The organism is Streptomyces sp. NPDC028298 (genome assembly GCF_055565895.1).
Map to the genome: position 1 here is coordinate 988,521 of NZ_JBVHTL010000001.1, position 21,378 is coordinate 1,009,898.

Here is a 21,378-nt window from a genome sequence, read left to right on the forward strand (position 1 = left end):
ACAGGACTCCTGGGGGACGCCGGCGAACGGACACCGGGCATGGGTGAACACGCACCTTAATTAGCACTGCTAGTTTCGGACTATAGCCCCGCACCGGACCCTTGGGAAGATCTCTCCCTCGGCCGGGACGGATCCCTCCGCCCCCGGTATACGCCCCTTAGCGTCCCGGTATACGCCCCTTCGCGTCCCCGGTATACGCCTCTCCGGCCCGAACACCCCACCCCGTGCAAGATCGTCCCCGGATCGGGGTGTCCGGGCGGTGGCCGAGGATCGACGGCCGCCCGCCCCGCACCCGGCGTGAATGGCAGACTGCTCGCGCGCCCCCGCCGAACCCTGGCCGTCGGGGCAACAGGGCCGACGGAACGGGGAGTTGTCGTATGACGGGGCCGGAGTCCGCCGCGGGCGGGATCGACACCACCAGGCCGCATCCGGCACGGGTGTACGACTGGTATCTGGGCGGCAAGGACAACTACCCGGTCGACGAACGGCTCGGGCAGCAGATCACGGCGCGTGATCCCGGAGCCAAGCGGGCCGCGCGCAGCAACCGCTGGTTCATGCAGCGGGCCACCCGGCACCTCGTCCGTACGGCGGGAATCCGCCAGTTCCTGGACATCGGCACCGGCATCCCCACCGAGCCCAACCTCCACCAGATCGCGCAGAGCACCGCTCCGGACGCACGGGTGGTCTACGTCGACAACGACCCCATCGTCCTCGCCCACGCCGAGGCCCTGCTGCGCGGCACCGACGAGGGCGTCACGGAGTACGTCCACGCGGACGTGCGCGAGCCGCGGAAGATCCTCGACGAGGCCGCGCGCGTGCTCGACCTCGACCGTCCCGTGGCCCTGTCGCTGATCGCGCTGATGCATTTCGTCGCCGACGACGGCGGCGCGTACGAACTGGTGGGAACCCTGGTCGACGCGCTGGCGCCCGGCAGCTTCCTGTCGCTGTCCGCGATGACCGCCGACTTCGAGCCCGAGGAGGTCCGAAGGGGCATCGAGGCGTACGCGCGCGGCGGTGTCACCCTCGTGGGCCGCTCGCACGCCGAGGTGAGCCGCTTCTTCGCGGGGCTGGAGCTGATCGACCCCGGTGTCGTCTCGGTGAAGGACTGGCGTCCCGGGCTCGCGGAGGGCGAGACCCCGATCGGCGACGAGCCGGTGTCCCTGTACGGCGGGGTCGGCCTGAAGCGCTAGCGCCCGAAGCGCCGGAGTGCCCGGTCCGGGCCCGAGGCCGGGTCTTTGGACCTGTCTTCGCGGGCGGTCCGGCCCCCGCCGGAGGACCGTCGGCCCCTGCCTCCGCGGGCGCCCGGACGGCACGCTGGGAAGCCGTCCGAGCAGGAAGCGAGATGGCGAGATGACCCTCATCGTCGGGCAGGTCATGACCAGCGAGGTCGTCGAGGCGCATCGGCGGATGTCCTTCAAGGACGTGGTCCGGCTGCTGGACCGGTACGGGATCAGCGGGCTGCCGGTCGTGGACGACGACGACAAGGTCGTGGGCGTGATCTCGGAGACCGACCTGCTGCGCCCGCGGGCGATCCGGTCCGGCGGCGGACGGGTCCGGCGTCTGCTCCCGCCGTCGCCGGGCCGCGCCCTCCCGTGGCCCCGCCGGCCCGGACCGGCCGTGCGCCGCACGACCACCGCGGGGGTCGGACGCGTCCGCGCCACGACGGTGGAGCAGCTCATGTCGACGCCCGCGATCACCGTGCATCCGGAGCAGCGCGTGGCCGATGCCGCCCGGGTCATGGAGCGCCACCGTGTCGAGCGGCTTCCGGTGGTGGACGAGGAGGACCGGCTGATCGGGATCGCCACCCGCAGCGACCTGCTGCGGGTCTTCCTGCGGACGGACGAGGAGATCCGGCGGGAGGTCGCCGACGCCGTGCTGGGGCGCGCGCTGTCGCTGCCGCCGCACGCCGTGGGCGTCTCGGTTGGCGACGGAGTGGTGACGCTGGAGGGGCGGCTCGAACACCGCAGCGAGATCCCGGAGGCCATCCGGCTGACGTGGCGGGTCGACGGTGTCGTCGGCGTCATGAACAGCCTGTCCTTCCGTGTCGACGACACCGTCGACGGCACCGTCGACGGGACCGCAGCGGGCGTCACCGCCCCCGCCTGAACCATTCGCGTACGTTCCTCCCTTCCGCCCCCGAAAACGTCGCCGCGATCCGTACAGGTGCCCGACCGCGGGCCCTGGCCGTCGGGCATCATGGCTTCGTCGGGTGGTGAGTGAGGGGATCTCGAATGGACCAGAGCGCACACCTTCCGGAGGAGCCCCCGGTTCCGCAGTTCCGGCTGGACGCCCTGCTGGAGGACCTCCAGGAGCAGGTGGAGCGTGTGCGCGGCACCCAGAACCGGGTGCACACCCTTCTCGAGGCGGTCCTCGCGATCGGCAGCGACCTGGACCTCGACGTGGTCCTGCGCCAGATCGTGGAATCCGCGGTGCAGCTCGTCGACTGCCGCTACGGCGCGCTCGGCGTCCTCGGCGACGAGGGCGGCATCAAGCAGTTCATCACCGTGGGCATCGACGAGGAGACCATCGCCCGCATCGGTCACTACCCCCGGGGAGAAGGCATCCTCGGCCTGCTCATCCGCGAGCCGCACGCGCTGCGGCTGCCCGTGCTGAGCGACCACCCGGACTCGGTCGGCTTCCCTCCCGGCCACCCCCCGATGACGACGTTCCTCGGCACCCCCGTGCAGGTCCGCGACAAGATCTTCGGCAACCTGTACCTCACGGAGAAGCACGGCGGGGCCGAGTTCGACGCCGAGGACGAGGCCGTCCTGCGCACGCTGGGCGCGGCGGCCGGCGTGGCCATCGACAACGCCCGGCTGTACGACGACGCGCGGCGGCGCGAGCGCTGGCTGGCCGCGAGCAGCGAGCTGACCCGGACCCTGCTGTCCGGCGCCGACCCGGTCGACGTCCTGCACGCGTTCACGGCGACCGTCCGGGAGCTGTCCGACGCGGATCTGGTCACCTTGGCGCTGCCGCTGACCGGGACCACGGACCTCGTCATCGAGTCCGCCGAGGGCCGCGACGCCGATCAGGTGCGGGGGCTGACCCTCCCGGACGGGACGAGCCTCGCGGCCAAGGTGTACGCCTCGGGCGAGCGCATCGTCAGCACCTCGCTCAGCCAGGACCCGCGCACCGGGACGGGCAGCGCGTCGGTCCTCGACCTCGGCCCGGCGTTCGTGATCCCGCTCGGCACCCAGGAGCGGGTGCGGGGCGTCCTCCAGGTCGCGAACCGCCAGGGCGGCACCGCGTTCCCCGACGCCACGATCGACATGATCGAGGGGTTCGCCGGCCACGCCGCGCTGGCCCTGGAGATCGCCGAGCACCGCCGCGACGCGGAACAGCTCCTCGTCCTCAACGACCGCGACCGCATCGCTCGCGACCTGCACGACCTGGCCATCCAGCGGCTCTTCGCCGGCGGGCTCAGCCTGCAGTCGGTGCTCAACCGCCTCGCCGACCGGCCCGACGTGGCCGAACGCGTCCAGCGGGTGGTGGACGATCTCGACGACACGATCAAGGTCGTACGTTCGACGATCTACGCCCTGCGGGAGAGCGACCGGTCCGACGCCACCGCCGGTCTGCGCACCCGGCTCGTCACCGAGGTCGGCCGCGCGGCCGAGACGCTCGGCTTCGCCCCCTCCCTGCGCATGAGCGGTCTGCTGGACACCGAGGTGTCCGACGAGCAGCGGGAGCACGTGGTCGCGGTCCTGCGCGAGGCCCTGTCCAACACCGCCCGGCACGCCGACGCCACCGCCGTGGAGGTCACCGCCGAGGCGACCGCCACCGCGCTGCGCCTGCGCGTGGCGGACAACGGCCGCGGCATCGGCCCCGACGTCACCCGCCGCAGCGGTCTCGGCAACATCGGCGCCCGCGCCGAACAGCTCGGCGGCACCTGCGCCCTGACGCCCGCCGAGCCGAGCGGCACCGTCCTGGAGTGGACGGTGCCGCTGCACCGGGACGACGAGCCCGCCTGATCGGCGCCGTCCCGCGGCCCTCGTGTTCAGCGCCGGCCGGCCGCGTCGGGCCTGTCGTCGATGAAGCCGCCCGACTGGTGACGCCACAGCTTCGCGTAGGCGCCCTCCGAGGCGAGCAGCTCATGATGCGTGCCCTGTTCGACGATCTTGCCGCGGTCGAGGACGACGAGCCGGTCCATGCCGGCGACCGTGCTCAGCCGGTGCGCCACCACGAGCGCCGTGCGCCGCTCCATGAGCCGCCACAGCGCCGACTGGACGAGGATCTCGCTCTCGGAGTCCAGCGCGCTGGTCGCCTCGTCGAGCAGCAGGATCGGCGCGTCGCGCAGGATCGCGCGGGCCAGGGCGACCCGCTGGCGCTGGCCGCCGGACAGCTTGATGCCACGCTCGCCGACCATGGTCGCGAAACCGTCCGGCAGCGCGTCGGCGAACTCCGTGACGTGGGCCGCCTCGGCCGCGCGGCGGATCTCCTCCTCGGTGGCGTCAGGGCGGGCGAAGGCGATGTTGTCCCGCAGCGAGCGGTGGAACATCGCCGGGTCCTGCGGCACGTACGCGATCATGCTGCGCAGATCGGCCTGCCGCAGCTTGCTGATGTCCTGGCCTCCGATCAGGATGCGGCCGCCCTCGATGTCGGTCATCCGCAGCAGCAGCCGGGTGAGCGTGGTCTTGCCGCCGCCCGACCGGCCGACCAGACCGACCTTCGCGCCGCTCGGTACGGCCAGTTCGAGCCCGGTGAAGAGCGGATCGGCCCCGCCGTGGGCGAAGGTCACCTGTTCGAAGCGGACATCGGCGTCACGGGCCCGCAGCGGCTCGGGGGCGGCCGGGTCGAGCACGGTCGGCGGTGACATCAGCAGCTCGGTGAACTGGGCGGCCTCCGTCATCGAGCTCTCCAGGCGCCGGTAGATCTGGTTGAACTCGAACATGATCCGGGTCGCGTTGGCGTAGTAGGTGAAGGCGACCACCACCGCCTCCACGCCGTGCTCGCCCCCGCCGAGCGTGATCGCGAGCAGCAGGCCGAGCGCGTTGGTCAGGACGGACATCGGCGCGACGAACGTGTCGATGCGCAGGTTGCCGTAGTCCCAGGACTGGAGGGTGAGCCGCCGCGACACCGCGACCCGGGAGCGGTGCTCCGCCGCCTCGCGCTCCTCGGCGGCGAAGGCCCGCACGGTGTCCATGTTCATCAGGCTGTCGGCGACATGACCCGAGACACGGGCGATCGCCTCCTCGCGTTCGTCGACGAGGGCCTGCCTGCGGCGGATGAGCGGCACCACGCACACCGCCGTCACGGCGATCATCGCCAGGAGTCCGACGACGAGCAGCGGTTCGTAGCGCCACAGGACCACGGACCCGAAGACGAGCGGTACGAGGCTGCCGACGACCTGGAACGTCATCGTGTCGACGAATTCCTCGTAGCGGGAGGCGAAGCTCAGCACCCGCTTGGTCAGCGAGCCGGCGAAGTTGTCGTGGAAGAACGAGGCGTCCTTGGCGAACAGCTCGTCCATGCCGATCACGTACAGCCGCTCGATGCCGAGGGCGTCCAGGCGGTTGAGGCAGTGCAGGCCCAGGCGCCAGAACGCCTCCGAGAGGAGCAGGACACCGCCGAAGGCGAGGACGTACGGCAGGGCGTCACCGGCGGAGACACCGCTGCCGCCGGCCGCGATACGGCCGACGAGCTTCGCCACGACGAGCGGTGCGACGTAGCTGATGCCGATGTTGCCCAGCGCGGGCAGCAGCATGCCCGGCACGGTCAGCCGGCGGAGCCTGCGCAGCTCCCTTCCGTAGTAGCGAAGTGCGAGGAGGACCGGGCCCTTGCCCGGTAAGGCCTTGCGCGATTCAGGAGATGCCATCACAACCCTGTGTCGTCGTACGGCTGCCCGCCGCGTCGTCCGGGTTCACCTCGCCTCGGCTCCCCAAAGCGTCGATGTCCGGACATGGGAAGGCAAGAAGTTACATCGTCCCCCGGCGGTGGCCGCACGGTCCAAGCGTTTTTCTCGGCCATCGGAGGCCTGCTCCCGGTGGCGGCGGCTCCGCTCCGGTGGCAGGAGGCCGCCGACGGGGGTTGGATCGGTCCGACGGATCGTTGCCGACCCATCGAGGTGTTCCGTCGTGACCGATGGATACCGCCCGAAAGCCGACCCGGCGGGCGAGGAACTGGGGGACGCGCTCCTGGACGCGCTGTTCTCCCGGTCTCCGGCCGGTCTGCACATCTACGACCGGCACCTGCGACTCGTACGGGTGAACCCGGCCGCGCGCATGATGCGCGACTTCCCCATCCACCACATGGTCGGGCGCTCGCTGTCCGAGATTCTCCAGGCCTTCGACATCCCCGACCGCGGGGTCGTCGAGCGGACCGCCCGGCAGGTGCTGGAGTCCGGCGGCCCCGTGTTCGACCTGCTCGTCCGGCTCCGCAGCCGGAGCGGGCCCGCCGTCGAGGCCGTCGCCTCGGTCGACGTCCTGCGGCTCCAGCACGCCGACGGAACCGTGCTCGGGGTCGCCGCCGCGCTGACCGACGTGACCGCCCGTGTCCGGGCCGAGGCGGGGCTGCGTCTGCTGAACGAAGCGGCCACCCGGGTCGGTACCACGCTGGACGTGTTCCGCACCGCCGCGGAGTTCAGCGACCTCGCCGTCCCCCGTCTGGCCGACACCGTGACCGTCGACGTCTACGACACCGTCATACGCGGGCACGCGCCCACCCCGGAGTCCCGCGACCAGGGGGCGGCCCTGCGGCGTGCGGGCTTCCGCTCCGCGGCCGGCCCCGACTTCCAGGGCGTGCCCAGAATGGGCGAGATCACCACCTATCCGCCCGCCACGCCCTACCGGGCCGCCCTGGACACCCTGGCGCCCCGGCTGATCCGGCGGCTGAACCCGGATGCCTCCTGGCTCGACCCGGATCGCCGGCGCGACGCCCGGATCCTGACGGCCGGGGTGCACTCGATGCTGCTGGTCCCCATCCGCGCCCGGGGCCTGGTGCTCGGGCTCGCCTGCTTCTACCGATGGCGCAATCCGACCCCGTTCGACGACAAGGACCTGGCCCTGGCGGAGCAGCTCACCACCCACGCCGCCCTGTGTCTGGACAACGCCCGGCAGTACGGACGCGAACGCTCCACGGCCCGCATCGTCACCGGCCGCCTCACCCATCCGGCGACGCCCGGAGCCGCCGCGGTCGACGTGGCCCACACCTACCTGCCCGCGGGGACGGGCGGCGCCTGGTTCGACGTCATCCCCCTGTCCGGCGCCAGGATCGCGCTCGTCGCCGGGGACACCACCGCGGAGGCGGACGCCGCCGACCCCGCGGCCATGGGCGAGCTGCGGGCAGCGATCGAGGCGCTGTCCGACCTCGACCTGCCTCCCGACGAGATCCTGGAACGCCTGCACGACCTCGCCAGCCGCCCCCAGCAGGTCCCGCCCGGCACGCCCGGCCTCCCGGCCGACGGCGCCCCGGCGAGCTGTCTCTACGTCGTCTACGACCCGGTCACCCGGCTCTGTACGGCGGCGAGCGCGGGGCACCCGGCGCCCGTCCTGGTCCACCCGGGCGGCGACGTCGAAGCCCTCGACGTGGACCCCGGCCCCCCGCTGGGCCAGGGCATCGCCCAGTACCGGTCGACCGAACGCGCCCTGCCCGCGGGCAGCACCCTGGTCCTGTACAACACCGCGCTCCTGGCCGACGCCCCGGTCATGGAGCGGTCCCTGCCGAGCCGGATCGGCGGGGCGGCACCCGGCCCCTCCCTGCAGGAGCTGTGCGACTCGCTCGCCCTCGATCTGGTTCCCGACCGGCTCGACCACGACGCCTTCCTGCTCCTGGCCCGCACCCGCACGCTCGGCCCCGACCGGACGCGCGTCTGGACCTTTCCCAACAACCCCGCGATCGTCTCCATGGCGCGCAAGGCCGCGACCACCCAACTGGCCGACTGGGACATCGACAGCGACATCGTCGACAACACCGCGCTCATCGTCAGCGAGCTGGTGACCAACGCCGTCCGGTACGCCAAGGGCCCGATCCGGCTGCGGCTGATCCTCGGGGACACCCTCACCTGTGAGGTCGCCGACGACAGCAATACGGCTCCGCATCTGCGCCGGGCCCTGGACACCGACGAGCACGGGCGCGGGCTGTTCATCACCGCACAGCTCACCCGCCGCTGGGGCGTCCGGGGCGTCAGCCGGGGCAAGGCGATCTGGGCCGAACAGGATCTCGTCCCCTCGCCTCCGCCGTCGACGCCGGCGACCCACGCGCCGGTCGGAGCGGGGACACCGTGAGAGGCGCGGGCCCGAGGCGGGGACCCGAGGCGGGCCCGAGGCGAATTCGAGACCGGCCGGAGCCGCGTCCGAGGCGGATCCGAGGCCGGCGGGAGCCGCGTCCGAGGGCGGGCCCGGAACACGCCGAAGGCCGCCCTCTCGTCGTACGAGAGAACGGCCTCGGACCTGCGACTACGGAGAAGACTCCAGTCGGGACGACAGGATTTGAACCTGCGACCCCTTGACCCCCAGTCAAGTGCGCTACCAAGCTGCGCCACGTCCCGATGCCCGTCTGACCTGGGGTTTCCCCTGGCTGGACGCGCACGGAAACAATACCGCACTCACGCCGGTGGTCGCGCACCCGTTTCTCGCGGGCGGGACGGCCGAACGGCGTCTCCGGGCGGTACGGGGGTGCCGCCCGGCGACCTGGACACGGGACCGTCGACCCGTACGAGGTCCCGGATCGCGGGCACCGAGAGCAGGGCCGCGCAGACGACGAGGGACATGACGCCTGCCACGAGCAGGACGTTGTCGGCGCCGAGGGCACCGGCGGCGGGCCCCGCGAGTGCCTGGCCGACGGGCATCATCGCCAGGGAACCCGCGACGTCGTAGGCGTGGATGCGGTTGAGGACGTCGGGGGCGACCTGCGTCTGCACGCTCGTCGCCCACATCACGCCCCAGAACGAGATGCCCGCGCCGGCGATCACGGCGCACCCGGCGACGGCCGCCACACCGAACCCCGCCCCCACCGACGCGGGGAAGCAGGCGAAGGCCAGGAGGGCGAGGGATCCGGCGCGCAGCATGCGGCGCGGGCGCAGCCGCAGGGCGACGAGCCCGCCGACGACCGTGCCCGCGCCGAGGGCGGAGTTGATGAGGCCGTAGGCGCGCGGGCCGTGCGCCCGCACCACCTCGGTCGCCACCAGGGGGACGGTCGGGCCCCAGACGGAGATCATGTAGACGCACCAGACGACGATGACGCCCCACAGCCACGTACGGGATCTGAACTCCCGCCAGCCCTCGACGAGATCGGCCCGGAAGCCGGCGCTGTGGGGGCGGCTCCCGGGAGCGGCCGGGGGCAGGCGGAGCAGAAGCAGGCACAGGGCGCTCAGCGCGTAGGTGCCGGCGTGGGCCACGAAGACCCCTCCGGCGGAGGCGAACGCGACCATCAGGCCCGCGAGCGCGGGGCCGGCGAGCTGGGCGGCGGACTCGGCGATCCGGATGGCGCCGTTGGCTCCCTGGATGTCGGCGGCCAGACGCGGCACGGTGCTGGCGACGCCGGGCTGGAAGACCGCGCCGGCCACGCCGTTGACCGCGCCGATCACGCAGACCTGCCAGAGGACCACGTGGCCGGCGAAGAAGAGGGCGGCGGCGATCGACTGGGCCACGAGCCGCACGAGGTCGGCGCCGATCATCAGTCTGCGGGTGCTGAACCGGTCGGCGATCACTCCGCCGAACACGACCAGGGCGGCGAAGGGCCCGGCGGAGGCGGCCATGGCGAGGCCGACGGCGCCGACCCCGTAGCCGTACCGCAGCAGTCCCGCGGCGAGCGCCACCGGCAGCATGGTCTCGCCGAGCCGGGCGAGGGCCCGCGCGACGAAGAACAGGGCGAAGTCCCGTGACCAGACGGACCGGCTCCGCCGTCCGTCGAGCGGACCGCCCCGGGCCGGGCCCGGGCCCGGGTCCGGTTCCTCACTCCCGCGCGATGCCTCGCACGGCCCCTCGCACGGCGTCCCGTCCTGCGGCTCCTGGCCCGATGACGTCCTGGTCATCCCGCTCGCGCCCTCCCCCTGCACCCGGCGGCTCCCCCACGAAGCCGCCCGTCCACGCTTCGTTCCCGCTTCCGGATCGCGCCCGTCGCGGACCACTCCGTCCCCGGATCGCTCCGTCCCCGGATCGCTCCCGATGCGGATCATGCCACGGGGCACGGGTGGTGCAGAGGCCGTTTCAGTCGGCGGACGGCAGGCCCAACCCGGGGTGGGCGTCGACGAGTCGGGGCGGGGCGGCCTGGCGCCAGGAGTCGGCGAGGATGGCGCGGAGTTCGTCGTCGTCCTCCAGGGCGGCGAGCCGGGCACGGACCCAGGCGAAGCCGGCCTCGTGGTCGGCGATCCAGAACTTCTCCGGCTCGGCCAGGACCAGTTCGTCGCGCTCCTCCTTCGGACAGCGCACGGCGATGGAGGTCTCCGCCTCGGGCAGTGTGGCGAACATCTTTCCCGCGACCCTGAAGGTGGGCATGCTCCAGGCGATCTTCTCCGTCGTGTCCGGCAGGGAAAGGGCGATACGGCGTACGTCTTCTGCATCCGGCATGAGACGCACGCTAGCCAACACCACTGACATCGACACGGCGAAGGCCCGGGGAAGACACGACGTCAGGTGCCGTCGGCGTGCGCTCCGGGCCGCTTGTAGAAGAGCGTCGTCGGGCGCAGCTCGCCCGAGGGTGCCGCCGCGTAGTCCGGGATCGCGCCGACCCGGGTCCAGCCCGCCGACACGTACAGCGACTCGGCGGGGCTGCCGGTCTCGGTGTCCAGATGGAGGAGGGTGATTCCGGTGGCGGCGGCCGCGCTCTCCGCGGTGGCGAGGAGCATGCGGCCCACGCCCTGGCCGCGGCCGTCGCGGTGGACCATCAGCTTGACGAGTTCGGCGCGGTGGCGGCTGTTGGGCTTGTCCGGGAAGGAGAGGGCGACGGTGCCGAGCAGCCGGCCGTCGGCGCGGGCCACCCAGACCGCGTGCCGGCCGGCCGAGACGGCGTCCGCTCGCTCGCGCCACCAGGCGAGCGCCGTCGCGTGGCCGAGCGGGGCGAGGAATCCGATCGAGGCGCCGCCGTCCACGGTGTCGGTGAGCAGATCCGCCAACTCATCGGCTCCGGCGTGGAGTTCGGCAGCGGTCAGGCGGGTGACGGTGATCACGGCAGCACCACCGCCAGCGCGTACCGCACGTCCGCGGGGCCCGGGCAGTGGAATCGCGTCGGCCCCCACACCCTCAAGCGGAGGCAGTCACCGGCGTCGAGGCGGTGCTCGACGTCCTGCGCGGTCACGTCGAGCCTTCCGTCGAGGACCCAGATGTGCTGTTCGAGGCCGGGCACGGGAGGCCTGTCGTACGCGATGTCCGCGCCGGCCGCGAGGCGCCCCTCGACCAGTTCGCCGCGCAGTCCGGCGTGCGGCGGCGAGACCGATCGCCGGACGAATCCGGAGGCCCGGTCCGTCCAGACCGTCTGGTCGGCGGCGCGGACCAGCAGCGCGGATTCCCGCTCGACCTCGCTGAGCAGGTGCGACATCGTCCGCCCGTACACATGGCAGAGGCGGTTGAGGAGGGAGGCCGTGGGGCTGATCTCGGCGCGTTCCGCGCGCGAGAGGGTCGATCTGCTGATCCCGCTGCGCTCGGCCAACTCGCCCAGGGTCCAGCCCCGTTCGGCCCTCAGCTCGGCCAGTCGCGCCCCGAGCCGGACGTCGACCTCACCATCCTCCTCGATTCCCATATCCGGGATGCTATCCCATATTCGGGAACACAGGGAAGGCGCGAGCGGGCCGCCGGAGTCGACGGCCCGCTCGACGGACTCGATCGACTCGACGCGGCCGGCGCGCTCGACGCACGTGACGCGCTCGACGGACTCAGTCGTCCGTGGCCGCCCGCGTCAGCGCCTCCAGGACGGGCCGGATCAGCGGATGCCCCTCGGCGCCGCGGCGCACGGCGGCGAAGACGCGGCGGGTGGGGGCGACTCCGTCGACGGGGCGCACCACCACACCCGTGAGGTCCATGCCCCGCAGCGCCGAACGCGGCACCAGGGCGACACCCGCGTCGGCGGAGGCGAGGGCGACGACGGCGCGGAAGTCGTCCGAGGAATGTTCGAGGCGCGGCTGGAATCCGGCGTTCTCGCAGGCCAGGACGACCACGTCATGGCAGGGGTTGCCGGGGTACGGGCCGATCCAGGGGTCCTTGGCCAGCTCGGCGAGCGGCACTTCCGCGGAGTCGGCCAGGCGGTGGGTCACCGGCACGACGGCGTCGAAGGGCTCGGCGTAGAGCGGGACGTGGGTCAGGCGCGGATCGTCCGCGTCCGGGGCGCCGCGGTACTCGACGGCCACCGCGATGTCGACCTGCCGGTCCAGCACCATCGGCAGACTCGCGTCGCCCTCGGCGTCCTGGACGCGCACGAGGATGCCCGGCGAGGTGACGGCGAGGCGGGCCAGCGCGGGGGCCACGACCAGGCCGATGCCGGTCGCGAAGGAGGCCACGGTGACCGTCCCCGCGGAGCCGGCACTGTAGGCCGCCAACTCGGCCTCGGCCCGCTCCAGTTGGGCCAGCACGGCGTTGGTGTGGCTGAGCAGGATCTCGCCGGCGGGTGTGAGCCGTACGCCCTTGGCGCCGCGCTCGACGAGCCGGTGGCCCGTCTCCTGCTCCAGGGCGGTGAGCTGCTGCGAGACCGCCGAGGGCGTGAGATACAGCGCGGCGGCCGCCGCCGTCACCGTGCGGTGGTCGGCCACCGCACGGAGGATGTGGAGCCGCCGCGCTTCGATCATGCGACCGATTCTCTCAGGTCACACGCCTTTTCCGGCCATCGGACCGGTGAGCGCCCCCGGCACGGGGGCGCGTCCGCCCTCAGGCGTCGAGTTCCGCGCGCGCCGCCACGAAGGCGTCCACGGCCCGGTTCACGTCCTCGGTGGAGTGCCCCGCGGAGAGCTGCACCCGGATACGGGCCTTCCCCTGCGGGACGACCGGGTACGAGAAGCCGATCACGTACACACCACGCTCCAGGAGCAGCTCCGCCATGCGGCCGGCGACGGACGCGTCACCGATCATGACGGGGGCGATCGCGTGGTCGCCGGGGAGGATGTCGAAGCCCTCCTCGGTCATCCGCGAACGGAACAGCGCCGTGTTCTCCCGCAGTCGCACCCGCAGGTCGTCGGCGGACTCCAGCAGGTCGAGGACCTTCAGGGAGGCCGCGGCGATGACCGGGGCGAGCGTGTTCGAGAAGAGGTACGGGCGCGAACGCTGGCGCAGCAGGGCGACGATCTCGGCGCGGGCGGCGACGTAACCGCCGGAGGCGCCGCCCAGGGCCTTGCCTAGCGTGCCGGTGATGATGTCGACGCGGTCCATGACCCCGTGCAGCTCGGGGGTGCCCCGGCCGCCGGGGCCGACGAAGCCCACCGCGTGCGAGTCGTCGACCATGACCATCGCGTCGTAGCGGTCGGCGAGGTCGCAGATCTCCTGGAGCGGGGCGACGTAGCCGTCCATGGAGAAGACGCCGTCGGTGACGATCAGCCGGCGGCGCGCGCCGGAGGCCTCCTTGAGCTGCGCCTCCAGGTCGGCCATGTCGCGGTTGGCGTACCGGAAGCGGCGCGCCTTGGACAGCCGGATGCCGTCGATGATCGAGGCGTGGTTGAGGGCGTCGGAGATGACCGCGTCCTCGGCGCCGAGGAGGGTCTCGAAGACACCGCCGTTGGCGTCGAAGCAGGAGGAGTAGAGGATCGTGTCCTCCTGGCCGAGGAACGCGGACAGCCGCGCCTCCAGCTCCTTGTGCACCTCCTGCGTACCGCAGATGAAGCGGACGGAGGCCATGCCGTAGCCCCAGCGGTCGAGCGCCGCGTGGGCGGCGGCGACGACCTCGGGGTGGTCGGCGAGACCGAGGTAGTTGTTCGCGCAGAAGTTGAGGACCTCACCGGGGCGGCCGCCCGCGGTGACGTTCACGGTCGCGGACTGCGGGGTGCCGATGACCCGCTCGGGCTTGTGCAGCCCGGCGGCGCGGATCTCGTCGAGGGTGGTGCGCAGGTCGTCGCGGACGGAGTCGAACATCATCAGTTCCTTAAGTCCTCAGAGGGTCCAGTCGAGAATGACCTTGCCGCCACGGCCGCCGGCCGCGTCGTCGAACGCCGCCTCGTAGTCCCGGAATCCGTACCGGCCGGTGATCACGGGAGTGAGGTCGAGGCCGCTCTCCAGGAGGACCGACATCGCGTACCAGGTCTCGAACATCTCGCGGCCGTAGATGCCCTTGATCGTGATCATGGAGGTGACGATCCGGGCCCAGTCGACGGGGAACTCCGCGGACGGCAGACCCAGCATGGCGATCCGTCCGCCGTGGGTCATGTTGGCGATCATGTCGCGCATGGCCTCGGGGCGGCCGGACATCTCCAGGCCGATGTCGAAGCCCTCGCGCAGGCCGAGGGTGCGCTGTCCGTCGGCGATCGTCGAGCCCGCGACGTTGAGGGCGAGGCTGACGCCGATCTTGCGGGCCAGTTCCAGGCGCTCCTCGCTGACGTCGGTGATGACGACGTTGCGGGCGCCGGCGTGGCGGGCCACGGCGGCGGCCATCAGACCGATCGGTCCGGCGCCGGTGATCAGGACGTCCTCGCCGACGAGCGGGAAGGACAGCGCGGTGTGCACGGCGTTGCCGAACGGGTCGAAGATCGCGGCGACGTCGAGGTCGACCGGAACGCGGTGCACCCACACGTTGGTGGCGGGCAGCACGACGTACTCGGCGAAGGCGCCGTCGCGGCCGACGCCGAGGCCGACGGTGGCACGGCAGAGGTGGCGGCGTCCGGCGAGACAGTTGCGGCACTTGCCGCAGACCAGGTGGCCCTCGCCGCTGACGCGGTCGCCGATGTTGATGTCGGTGACGTCGCGGCCGGTCTCGACGACCTCGCCGACGAACTCGTGGCCGAGCACGAGGGGCGTCGTGATGGTCTGCTGCGCCCAGCCGTCCCAGTTGCGGATGTGCAGGTCGGTGCCGCAGATCCCGGTCCTGAGAACCTTGATCAGCACGTCACCGGGGCCGGCCTGCGGCTCGGGGACGTCCGTGAGCCAGAGTCCGGGCTCCGCCTTCTCCTTGACCAGCGCCTTCACTCGTGCGGCTCCTGTGCGTGAGGTCCCGGGAAGGGGCACGCCGAAGCGGCCCGCACCGGGGAGAGGGGTGAATTCACCCAGGAATCTGCCGTACGACGGTGCCCTGGGTCCATCGAGGATTTCTTAAGCGCGGCCCCAGCTTTCCTTCACGCCCGCGTTCTCCCGGCCCGTCCATGGGCCGGTCGCCGGGCCGCCGGGGCGGCGCGGGGCGAGGAGACGATGTGGGGGACGGTGGTGTCAGGCACGGCTACGGGGACATGCGGCACCCCCGTTCCACGGGGGTGCGTCACGGATGTCAGGGAGGGGTCCCGGCATACGTCCCAGGATGGGTCCCGGGCGGCCGGCAGGGCCGGACCCTCGCCCCGGCGCGTCGTCAGATCCCGTGGTCCTCTTCCCGCCGTTCGAGCTGCCCGGTCAGCTCGGCCGCCATCGCCTTGATGGTCTCCAGGCCCGTCCTTCCCCAGGGGCGCGGCTCGACGTCCACGACACAGATCGTGCCGAGGGCGATGCCGCTGCGGTCGAGCAGCGGGGCGCCGAGGTAGGAGCGGACGCCGAACTCGTCGACGACCGGGTTCCCGGCGAAGCGCGGGTAGTCGCAGACGTCCTCCAGGACGAGCGCCTTGCGGCGCACCACGACATGGGGGCAGAAGCCGTGGTCCCGGGCCATGTAGCGGCCCAGTTCGAGTTCGCCGCCGTCCAGGGCGGCCGGGAGCCTGCCGCCCCGGGCTCCGCCGTCCGGGGTGTGCAGACCCGCGAAGAACTGCTGTCGCTCGTCGATGAAGTTGACCATCGAGTAGGGCGCGGCGGCGACGTGCGCGAGGCGGTCCGCGAAGGCGTCGAGGGCGGGCTCGGAGCGCTCCCCGAGGCCCAGCCGGCGCAGCCTGCGCACCCGGGCGGGGGCGTCCTTGTCCTGCGGCGTCAGGAGCAGACGGCCGCCCGGCCCCGGCGAGTCGTACCTCATGTACGGGCTCCATGGCTCGGGAGATGGGCGGGCGCGTGGGCGAGGAGGTGCCGGACCAGGGTGAGCAGCGTCTGCACGCCCGAGCTGGAGATACGGGCGTCGCAGCACACGACGGGGATCTCCGGGTCGAGGTCGATGGCCGCGCGCACCTCGGCCGGGTCGTAGCGGTACGAGCCGTCGAACTCGTTGACCGCGACGATGAACGCGAGACCGCGCTGTTCGAAGAAGTCGACGGCGGCGAAGCAGTCCTCCAGGCGCCGGGTGTCGGCGAGGATGACCGCCCCGAGCGCGCCGTCGGAGAGCTCGTCCCACATGAACCAGAACCGCTCCTGTCCGGGTGTGCCGAACAGATAGAGCACGTGTTCCGGATCCAGGGTTATGCGGCCGAAGTCCATCGCGACGGTCGTCTCGACCTTGTTCTCGATCCCGTCGAGCCGGTCGGTCGAGGCGCTGACGGTGGTCAGCAGTTCCTCCGTGCTGAGCGGCGCGATCTCGCTCACCGCGCCGACGAACGTCGTCTTGCCGACCCCGAAGCCTCCCGCCACCAGGATCTTCAGCGCGGTGGGGAACGGGTCAGAGCTGTCGTCGTAGTCCATCGAGCACTGCCTCCAGAAGGGACCGGTCAGTGGGGTTGGGGTGGAACCGAGGGGGCTTGGTGGTCAGCGCCCCGCAGTCGACGAGGTCCGACAGCAGCACTTTGGTGACCGCCGCCGGCAGCTTCAGATGGGCGGCGACCTCCGCGACCGAGACGGGCGCCCGGCAGCGTTCGAGCGCCTGGCGGTGTTCGGGGCCGAGGTGGCCGAGGGGGGTGGCTCCGGTGGCCATGACCTGGGAGAGGAGGTCGAGCGCGGTGCTCGGCCGGGTCCGGCCGTTGCTGACGGTGTAGGGGCGCACGAGGCGTCCCGCCGCGTCGTCGAGCCAGGGCCCGTCACCGGCCGCGGCCGCGTTCAAGACCGCATCGCCGACGGTTCGACGGCGGGCTGCCGGGGCGCGGTGACCAGATAGGGGCGGACGCTCTTGACCAGCATCGCCATCTCGTAGCCGAGGACGGCCGCGTCGGCCTCCCGGCCCGCGAGCACGGCGAGGCAGGTTCCGGAGCCCGCCGTGGAGACGAACAGCAGGGTCGAGTCGAGTTCGACCACGACCTGGCGCACCTCGCCGCCGTCGCCGAACCGCACGCCCGCGCTGCGTCCGAGGGCGTAGAGGCCGCAGGCGAGGGCCGCCATGTGGTCGGCGCTGTCCGGGTCCAGGCCGTGGACCGACTTCACGAGTCCGTCGCTGGAGAGCAGCACCGCGCTGGTGGTGTGGGGTACGCGCTGGACAAGGCCGCTCATCAGCCAGTCGAGGTCGGACACGTGGCCGGTGGGCGCATCGCTCGCCATGGGGGATCGACTCCTTGAGGTACGAAGGTCTGCGGGAGCGGTGGGGGTGGGTGCGGGGGTCGTCATCCGGCCGGTGTGCTCCCGTCGTGCCGGCTGGTGCGGTCGTGGCCGGAGGCGAGGTCGTGGGCTCCTCGCGGTGCCGGTGCGTGGGTCGTGCGCTCCCCGCCCGGGCGGACCGTCGGTGCGCCGTGCTCCGGGGGTGCGTCCAGCGCGTCGGGGCCGTCGGCGGGGGTGCCGGTGGTCAGGTGTCCCCGGGCCCGGGCGGCGCCGTCGCCGCGCGCGGTCTCCGGGCGGGTCCGCTCGGGGAAGGAGGCCGGTGCGCCCGGTGGGGCCGCGGGCGACGGGACCCGGGACGGCTCCGGCAGCCGCCGGTCCGCCGGATCCGCGTGGGCGGTCTCCGCGAGTCCGATCCCGCGCTGGAAGGCCGCCATGAGTCCCGGGTCGTGCCCGACGTGGTGGTCGGTGTCCGGGCGGGGCGCCTGTCCTTCGCGCAGTTGCGGCACGAGGTGCTCCTGGGCGCGCCGCTTGGGGAGGCTGGGCTTGCCCATGGTGCCGCGGACGACCCCGGCGCGCGGGGTGGGCGGCAGGGCCGCGTTCTCGGCGGCGGTGAGGCGATCCTCGGGGCGGATGCCGGGCAGGGCCTCGGCGGGGTTGGGCCGTTCGGCACGGGAGCCGCGCACCGGGAGCGGTCCGGCCCCGCGCGTCCCGGCCGGCGCGTCCGCGCCCCGCCCGGGTGGCCGTTCCCGTCGTACGGGCTCGGGCAGGGCTTCCCGGGACAGCTCGCGCGCCGACTGCCGGGGCACGACGGGGGCCGGCGGGCGGCCGCCGGGAAGCGCCGGGACCTGCGCCGGCGGCGGGTGGGCGGGACCGGGTCCGAGGGCCGGCCGGTGCCCGCCGTTCGTCCCGTTCGGCGGCGCCTGGGCCAGGCCCGCGTCCTCGACGGCGTCCGGGGCCGCACCCAGCAGGTCCTGCGGGACCACGAGGACGGCCTGGACGCCGCCGTAGATGTTGTTCTGGAGCCGTACGTGGATGCCGTGCCGGCGGGCGAGCTGCGAGACGACGAACAGGCCGATGCGCCCGTCCTGGAGCAGGCCGGCGACATTGACCTGGTCGGGGTCGGCGAGCAGGGCGTTCATCCGGTCCTGTTCGGCGGCCTGCATGCCGAGGCCGCGGTCCTCCACCTCGATGGCCAGGCCCGAGGTGACGAGGTCGACCCGCAGCAGCACCTGGGTGTGCGGGGCGGAGAACACGGTGGCGTTCTCGACGAGTTCGGCGAGCAGGTGGATGACGTCGGCGACGGCGTGGCCGCGCAGGGTGCCGTCGATCGGGGGCACGAGCTTGACCCGCGAGTACTGCTCGACCTCGGCGATCGCGGAGCGCAGCACCTCGGTCATGGAGACGGGGTTGCTCCACTGACGGCGGGACACGGCGCCGCCGAGCACGGCCAGGTTCTCGGCGTGGCGCCGGATGCGGGTGGCCAGGTGGTCGACGTGGAAGAGGCCCTTGAGGAGGTCCGGGTCCTCGATCTCGTTCTCCAGCTCGTCGAGGATGGAGATCTCGCGGTGCACGAGGGACTGCAGGCGCCGGGCCAGATTGACGAAGACCTCGACCTTCTGGTCGCTGCCCGCACGGCTGGAGAGCTGCGCGGCCTGCACGACGGCGGCCACGGCGCCGTCGTGGGCGCGCGAGAGGTCGGCGGCGAGCAGTTCGAAGTCGTCGGCGTCGGCGGGCGGGCGGCGGCGCTTCTTGCGCGCGGGCGGGTCCTCGCCGCGGCGCAGCCCCTCGACGACGGCGCGCAGGTCGGTCTCGGTGCGGGCGCTCGTGCGGCGCAGGGCTCCTATGCGTTCGCGTACGGACGCGGCGGCGCGGTCGGCGGCGACGGCGGCGATCAGGATGCCGGCCAGGGCCACGCCCACCGCTCCGGCGAGGACGGCCCACAGGACGGGGCCGGGCCGGGCGCCGGTGGAGCGGACGGTGAACAGGACGGCGGCGCACGCGCTGAGGGCCACGGCGGTCGGCGGCAGGACCGCGAGGCGCAGGAGCTGGTGCCGCAGGTGGGTCTCGGGCGGCGCGGGGGTGGCGCGGGCGGCCGGTCGGCCGTGCCGCCCGCCCTCGCGGCGGTCTGCGCGGGCGGCCGGTGCGCGGAGGTGAGACATCGGCGTCCTCGTACTGGATGCGTCGGGGGCGTGGAGCTCCCGTGGTTCCGCGACTCGGGTGTGCGCCGTCGCGGTGCCGGTCGAGAGAGCCGAAGAAATCGGCCCTGCGTCGCCCGTCGGCAACTGACAGTAGTCGCCAACGCATCATGTGCGGTGGGCTGTTGACAAAGTCCACCGGGTGGCGTCCCGCTCTGGTATGAGGTGTCGCACGGCTGACCGATAACCCCGTCGGACAGGCGTTCGCACCAGGCTCCGGATCCGATCAGAGCTGGTCACAAGCGGTCGCAAGGAAACAGCGAGGGCCGGGGAGCATGGCGCTCCCCGGCCCTCGCATCCGATCGGTGGATCAGCCCGCGGGCACCGTCTCGGGCTCGCCGGTGCCTTCCGTCGAGCCGTCGGCGACGTCACCCGGCGTATCGGTCACGGGCTCCTCGACGACCGGCCAGCCGCCCTTCGGCGCACGCGCCACACCGCGCCACCACGGCTCGGAGGGGACGGTCTCGGCGGTGGGCTCGAAGGGCTCTCCGGGACGGGGCAGCGCGACGCGCGCGCCGACCGCGCGGCCGGCGGCCAGCGTGCCCTCGCCCGGGTCGGCCCAGGCGTGGGTGGCCAGGTTGAACGTCCCCCAGTGGATCGGCAGCATCACTCCGGAGGGCTTCCCGCCCTGGAGGTCCAGGTGGGAGCGCATCCCCTCCTGGGGCGTCATGTGGATGTCGGGCCAGAAGTCGCTGTAGGCGCCGATCTGGATCATCGTGGCGTCGAACGGGCCGTGGGCGGCGCCGATGTCCTTGAAGCCCTGGAAGTAGCCGGTGTCGCCGCTGTGGTAGATCCGGTGCGCGTCGCCCTCGGCGACCCAGGAGGCCCACAGGGTGTGCTGGGTGTTGCGCAGGCCGCGCCCGCAGAAGTGGCGCGCCGGTGTCGCGGTCAGGGTGATCCCGCCGACCTTGGTCGACTCGTTCCAGTCCAGCTCGCGGATCCGCTCGGCGGCGATGCCCCAGTGCTCCAGGTGGGCTCCGACGCCCAGCGGTACGGCGAACACGGTGTCCGTGCCGCCCAGCTCCTTGATCGTGGGCATGTCCAGGTGGTCGTAGTGGTCGTGCGAGATCACCACGACGTCGACCGGGCCGAGCGCGGCGAGCGGCAGCGGAACCGGGTGCAGCCGCTTGGGGCCGGCGAAGGCGAAGGGGGAACAGCGCTCGCCCCAGACCGGGTCGAACAGCACGCGGTGGCCGTCGATCTCGGCGAGGACGCTGGAGTGCCCCATCCAGGTCAGCCGCAGCCCGGTCGCGGCGGGCCTGGCCAGGTCGGCGAGGGTCGTCGCGTGCACGGGCACGGTCCCGGCCGGGGAGCGGTGGGCGCGCTCCTCACTGCGGAAGTAGACCTTCGCGAACTCCACCATCGAGCCGTCGGGGCGGGTACGGGCGGTCTCCGGGTTCTGGAAGACTCCGTCCGCGAAGTTCGGCGAATTGCGGATGCGGCGCAGGCGCGCACCAGCCGGATCCGCGCCGAAGGCGGCGGGCCGCAGCGCGCGGAGCCCGGAGCTCAGGGTACGGAAACCGGTCACGGATACCTCCAGATGGAGTCGGTCAGACTTTCATTATGGTCGTCGCCTCTGACAGCGCCGGGTCACCCGGTCACAACGCGATGTCCGTGGCCTTCGTTCCGTAGATGCCAACCCCGCCGCACCCCCGCTTCTTCCGCTCCGGCGAAGCGTTCTGGGCGCCGCCGTGCCCGCGGCGACACCGGCCGGGTGCGTTGACACGACCCGGCGAGCGTTCCGATACTGACTCATGGTTCAGTAGAGAGCAGGCGCCCCGGCAGCCCGGGAGCCGCGCCGGCCCGTCCAC

Annotated in this window: 18 protein-coding genes and 1 tRNA gene; 4 read left to right on the plus strand and 15 right to left on the minus strand. The window is 72.8% G+C overall.

The features are described from left to right. Window positions 1–377 precede the first annotated feature (377 nt). From ACZ4TO_RS04435 to ACZ4TO_RS04445, 3 genes are all read left to right on the plus strand, one after another. Complete coding sequence (locus ACZ4TO_RS04435; protein WP_467840468.1) at window positions 378–1,190, plus strand: SAM-dependent methyltransferase; 813 nt, start codon at window positions 378–380, stop codon at window positions 1,188–1,190. Between the two features lie 160 nt (window positions 1,191–1,350). Next, complete coding sequence (locus tag ACZ4TO_RS04440) at window positions 1,351–2,106, plus strand: CBS domain-containing protein (protein ID WP_468023394.1); 756 nt, start codon at window positions 1,351–1,353, stop codon at window positions 2,104–2,106. Window positions 2,107–2,231: 125 nt separating this feature from the next. Next, window positions 2,232–3,971 (plus strand): GAF domain-containing sensor histidine kinase, encoded by a 1,740-nt coding sequence (locus ACZ4TO_RS04445; protein ID WP_468023395.1) that lies wholly within the window; start codon window positions 2,232–2,234, stop codon window positions 3,969–3,971. A gap of 26 nt (window positions 3,972–3,997) precedes the next feature. Here the strand turns inward: ACZ4TO_RS04445 and ACZ4TO_RS04450 are convergent, their stop codons facing one another. Continuing rightward, window positions 3,998–5,815, minus strand: a complete 1,818-nt coding sequence (locus ACZ4TO_RS04450; RefSeq protein WP_382779013.1) for an ABC transporter ATP-binding protein — start codon at window positions 5,813–5,815, stop codon at window positions 3,998–4,000. Window positions 5,816–6,074: 259 nt separating this feature from the next. Here ACZ4TO_RS04450 and ACZ4TO_RS04455 point away from each other — a divergent pair, with 259 nt between their 5' ends. After that, window positions 6,075–8,222: an ATP-binding SpoIIE family protein phosphatase gene (locus ACZ4TO_RS04455; protein WP_468023396.1), complete on the plus strand. Its 2,148-nt coding sequence runs from the start codon at window positions 6,075–6,077 to the stop codon at window positions 8,220–8,222. A gap of 189 nt (window positions 8,223–8,411) precedes the next feature. Here ACZ4TO_RS04455 and ACZ4TO_RS04460 read toward each other — a convergent pair. The 14 genes from ACZ4TO_RS04460 to ACZ4TO_RS04525 form a co-directional block, all read right to left on the minus strand. Beyond that, window positions 8,412–8,485: transfer RNA gene (locus tag ACZ4TO_RS04460), tRNA-Pro, on the minus strand. Between the two features lie 57 nt (window positions 8,486–8,542). After that, window positions 8,543–9,970 (minus strand): MFS transporter, encoded by a 1,428-nt coding sequence (locus ACZ4TO_RS04465; protein WP_468023397.1) that lies wholly within the window; start codon window positions 9,968–9,970, stop codon window positions 8,543–8,545. Window positions 9,971–10,145: 175 nt separating this feature from the next. Next, window positions 10,146–10,505, minus strand: coding sequence for an MmcQ/YjbR family DNA-binding protein (locus ACZ4TO_RS04470; protein WP_382779006.1), 360 nt, complete (start codon window positions 10,503–10,505; stop codon window positions 10,146–10,148). A 62-nt stretch (window positions 10,506–10,567) separates the two neighbouring features. Further along, complete coding sequence (locus ACZ4TO_RS04475; protein ID WP_468023783.1) at window positions 10,568–11,101, minus strand: GNAT family N-acetyltransferase; 534 nt, start codon at window positions 11,099–11,101, stop codon at window positions 10,568–10,570. Continuing rightward, window positions 11,101–11,673, minus strand: coding sequence for a helix-turn-helix domain-containing protein (locus ACZ4TO_RS04480; protein ID WP_382779004.1), 573 nt, complete (start codon window positions 11,671–11,673; stop codon window positions 11,101–11,103). Before ACZ4TO_RS04480 ends, ACZ4TO_RS04475 begins: the two co-directional genes overlap by 1 nt. A gap of 133 nt (window positions 11,674–11,806) precedes the next feature. Further along, a complete protein-coding gene (locus tag ACZ4TO_RS04485) occupies window positions 11,807–12,712 on the minus strand; it encodes a LysR family transcriptional regulator (protein WP_385039151.1) in 906 nt (301 codons plus the stop codon). A 79-nt stretch (window positions 12,713–12,791) separates the two neighbouring features. Continuing rightward, entirely contained in the window at window positions 12,792–13,985 is a 1,194-nt protein-coding gene (locus ACZ4TO_RS04490; RefSeq protein WP_382780768.1) for a glycine C-acetyltransferase, read from the minus strand. Window positions 13,986–14,003: 18 nt separating this feature from the next. After that, window positions 14,004–15,032, minus strand: coding sequence for an L-threonine 3-dehydrogenase (gene tdh, locus ACZ4TO_RS04495; RefSeq protein WP_382779000.1), 1,029 nt, complete (start codon window positions 15,030–15,032; stop codon window positions 14,004–14,006). A gap of 373 nt (window positions 15,033–15,405) precedes the next feature. Continuing rightward, on the minus strand, window positions 15,406–15,993 hold the full coding sequence (locus tag ACZ4TO_RS04500; RefSeq protein ID WP_382778998.1) for a GAF domain-containing protein: 588 nt from the start codon (window positions 15,991–15,993) through the stop codon (window positions 15,406–15,408). After that, a complete protein-coding gene (locus ACZ4TO_RS04505) occupies window positions 15,990–16,589 on the minus strand; it encodes a GTP-binding protein (RefSeq protein ID WP_382778996.1) in 600 nt (199 codons plus the stop codon). Before ACZ4TO_RS04505 ends, ACZ4TO_RS04500 begins: the two co-directional genes overlap by 4 nt. Beyond that, window positions 16,567–16,944, minus strand: a complete 378-nt coding sequence (locus ACZ4TO_RS04510; RefSeq protein WP_382778994.1) for a DUF742 domain-containing protein — start codon at window positions 16,942–16,944, stop codon at window positions 16,567–16,569. Before ACZ4TO_RS04510 ends, ACZ4TO_RS04505 begins: the two co-directional genes overlap by 23 nt. Next, complete coding sequence (locus tag ACZ4TO_RS04515; RefSeq protein ID WP_382778992.1) at window positions 16,941–17,375, minus strand: roadblock/LC7 domain-containing protein; 435 nt, start codon at window positions 17,373–17,375, stop codon at window positions 16,941–16,943. Before ACZ4TO_RS04515 ends, ACZ4TO_RS04510 begins: the two co-directional genes overlap by 4 nt. Window positions 17,376–17,437: 62 nt before the next feature. Next, on the minus strand, window positions 17,438–19,531 hold the full coding sequence (locus ACZ4TO_RS04520; RefSeq protein ID WP_468023398.1) for a sensor histidine kinase: 2,094 nt from the start codon (window positions 19,529–19,531) through the stop codon (window positions 17,438–17,440). 346 nt (window positions 19,532–19,877) lie between these two features. Further along, complete coding sequence (locus ACZ4TO_RS04525; protein WP_468023399.1) at window positions 19,878–21,095, minus strand: MBL fold metallo-hydrolase; 1,218 nt, start codon at window positions 21,093–21,095, stop codon at window positions 19,878–19,880. Window positions 21,096–21,378 lie beyond the last annotated feature (283 nt).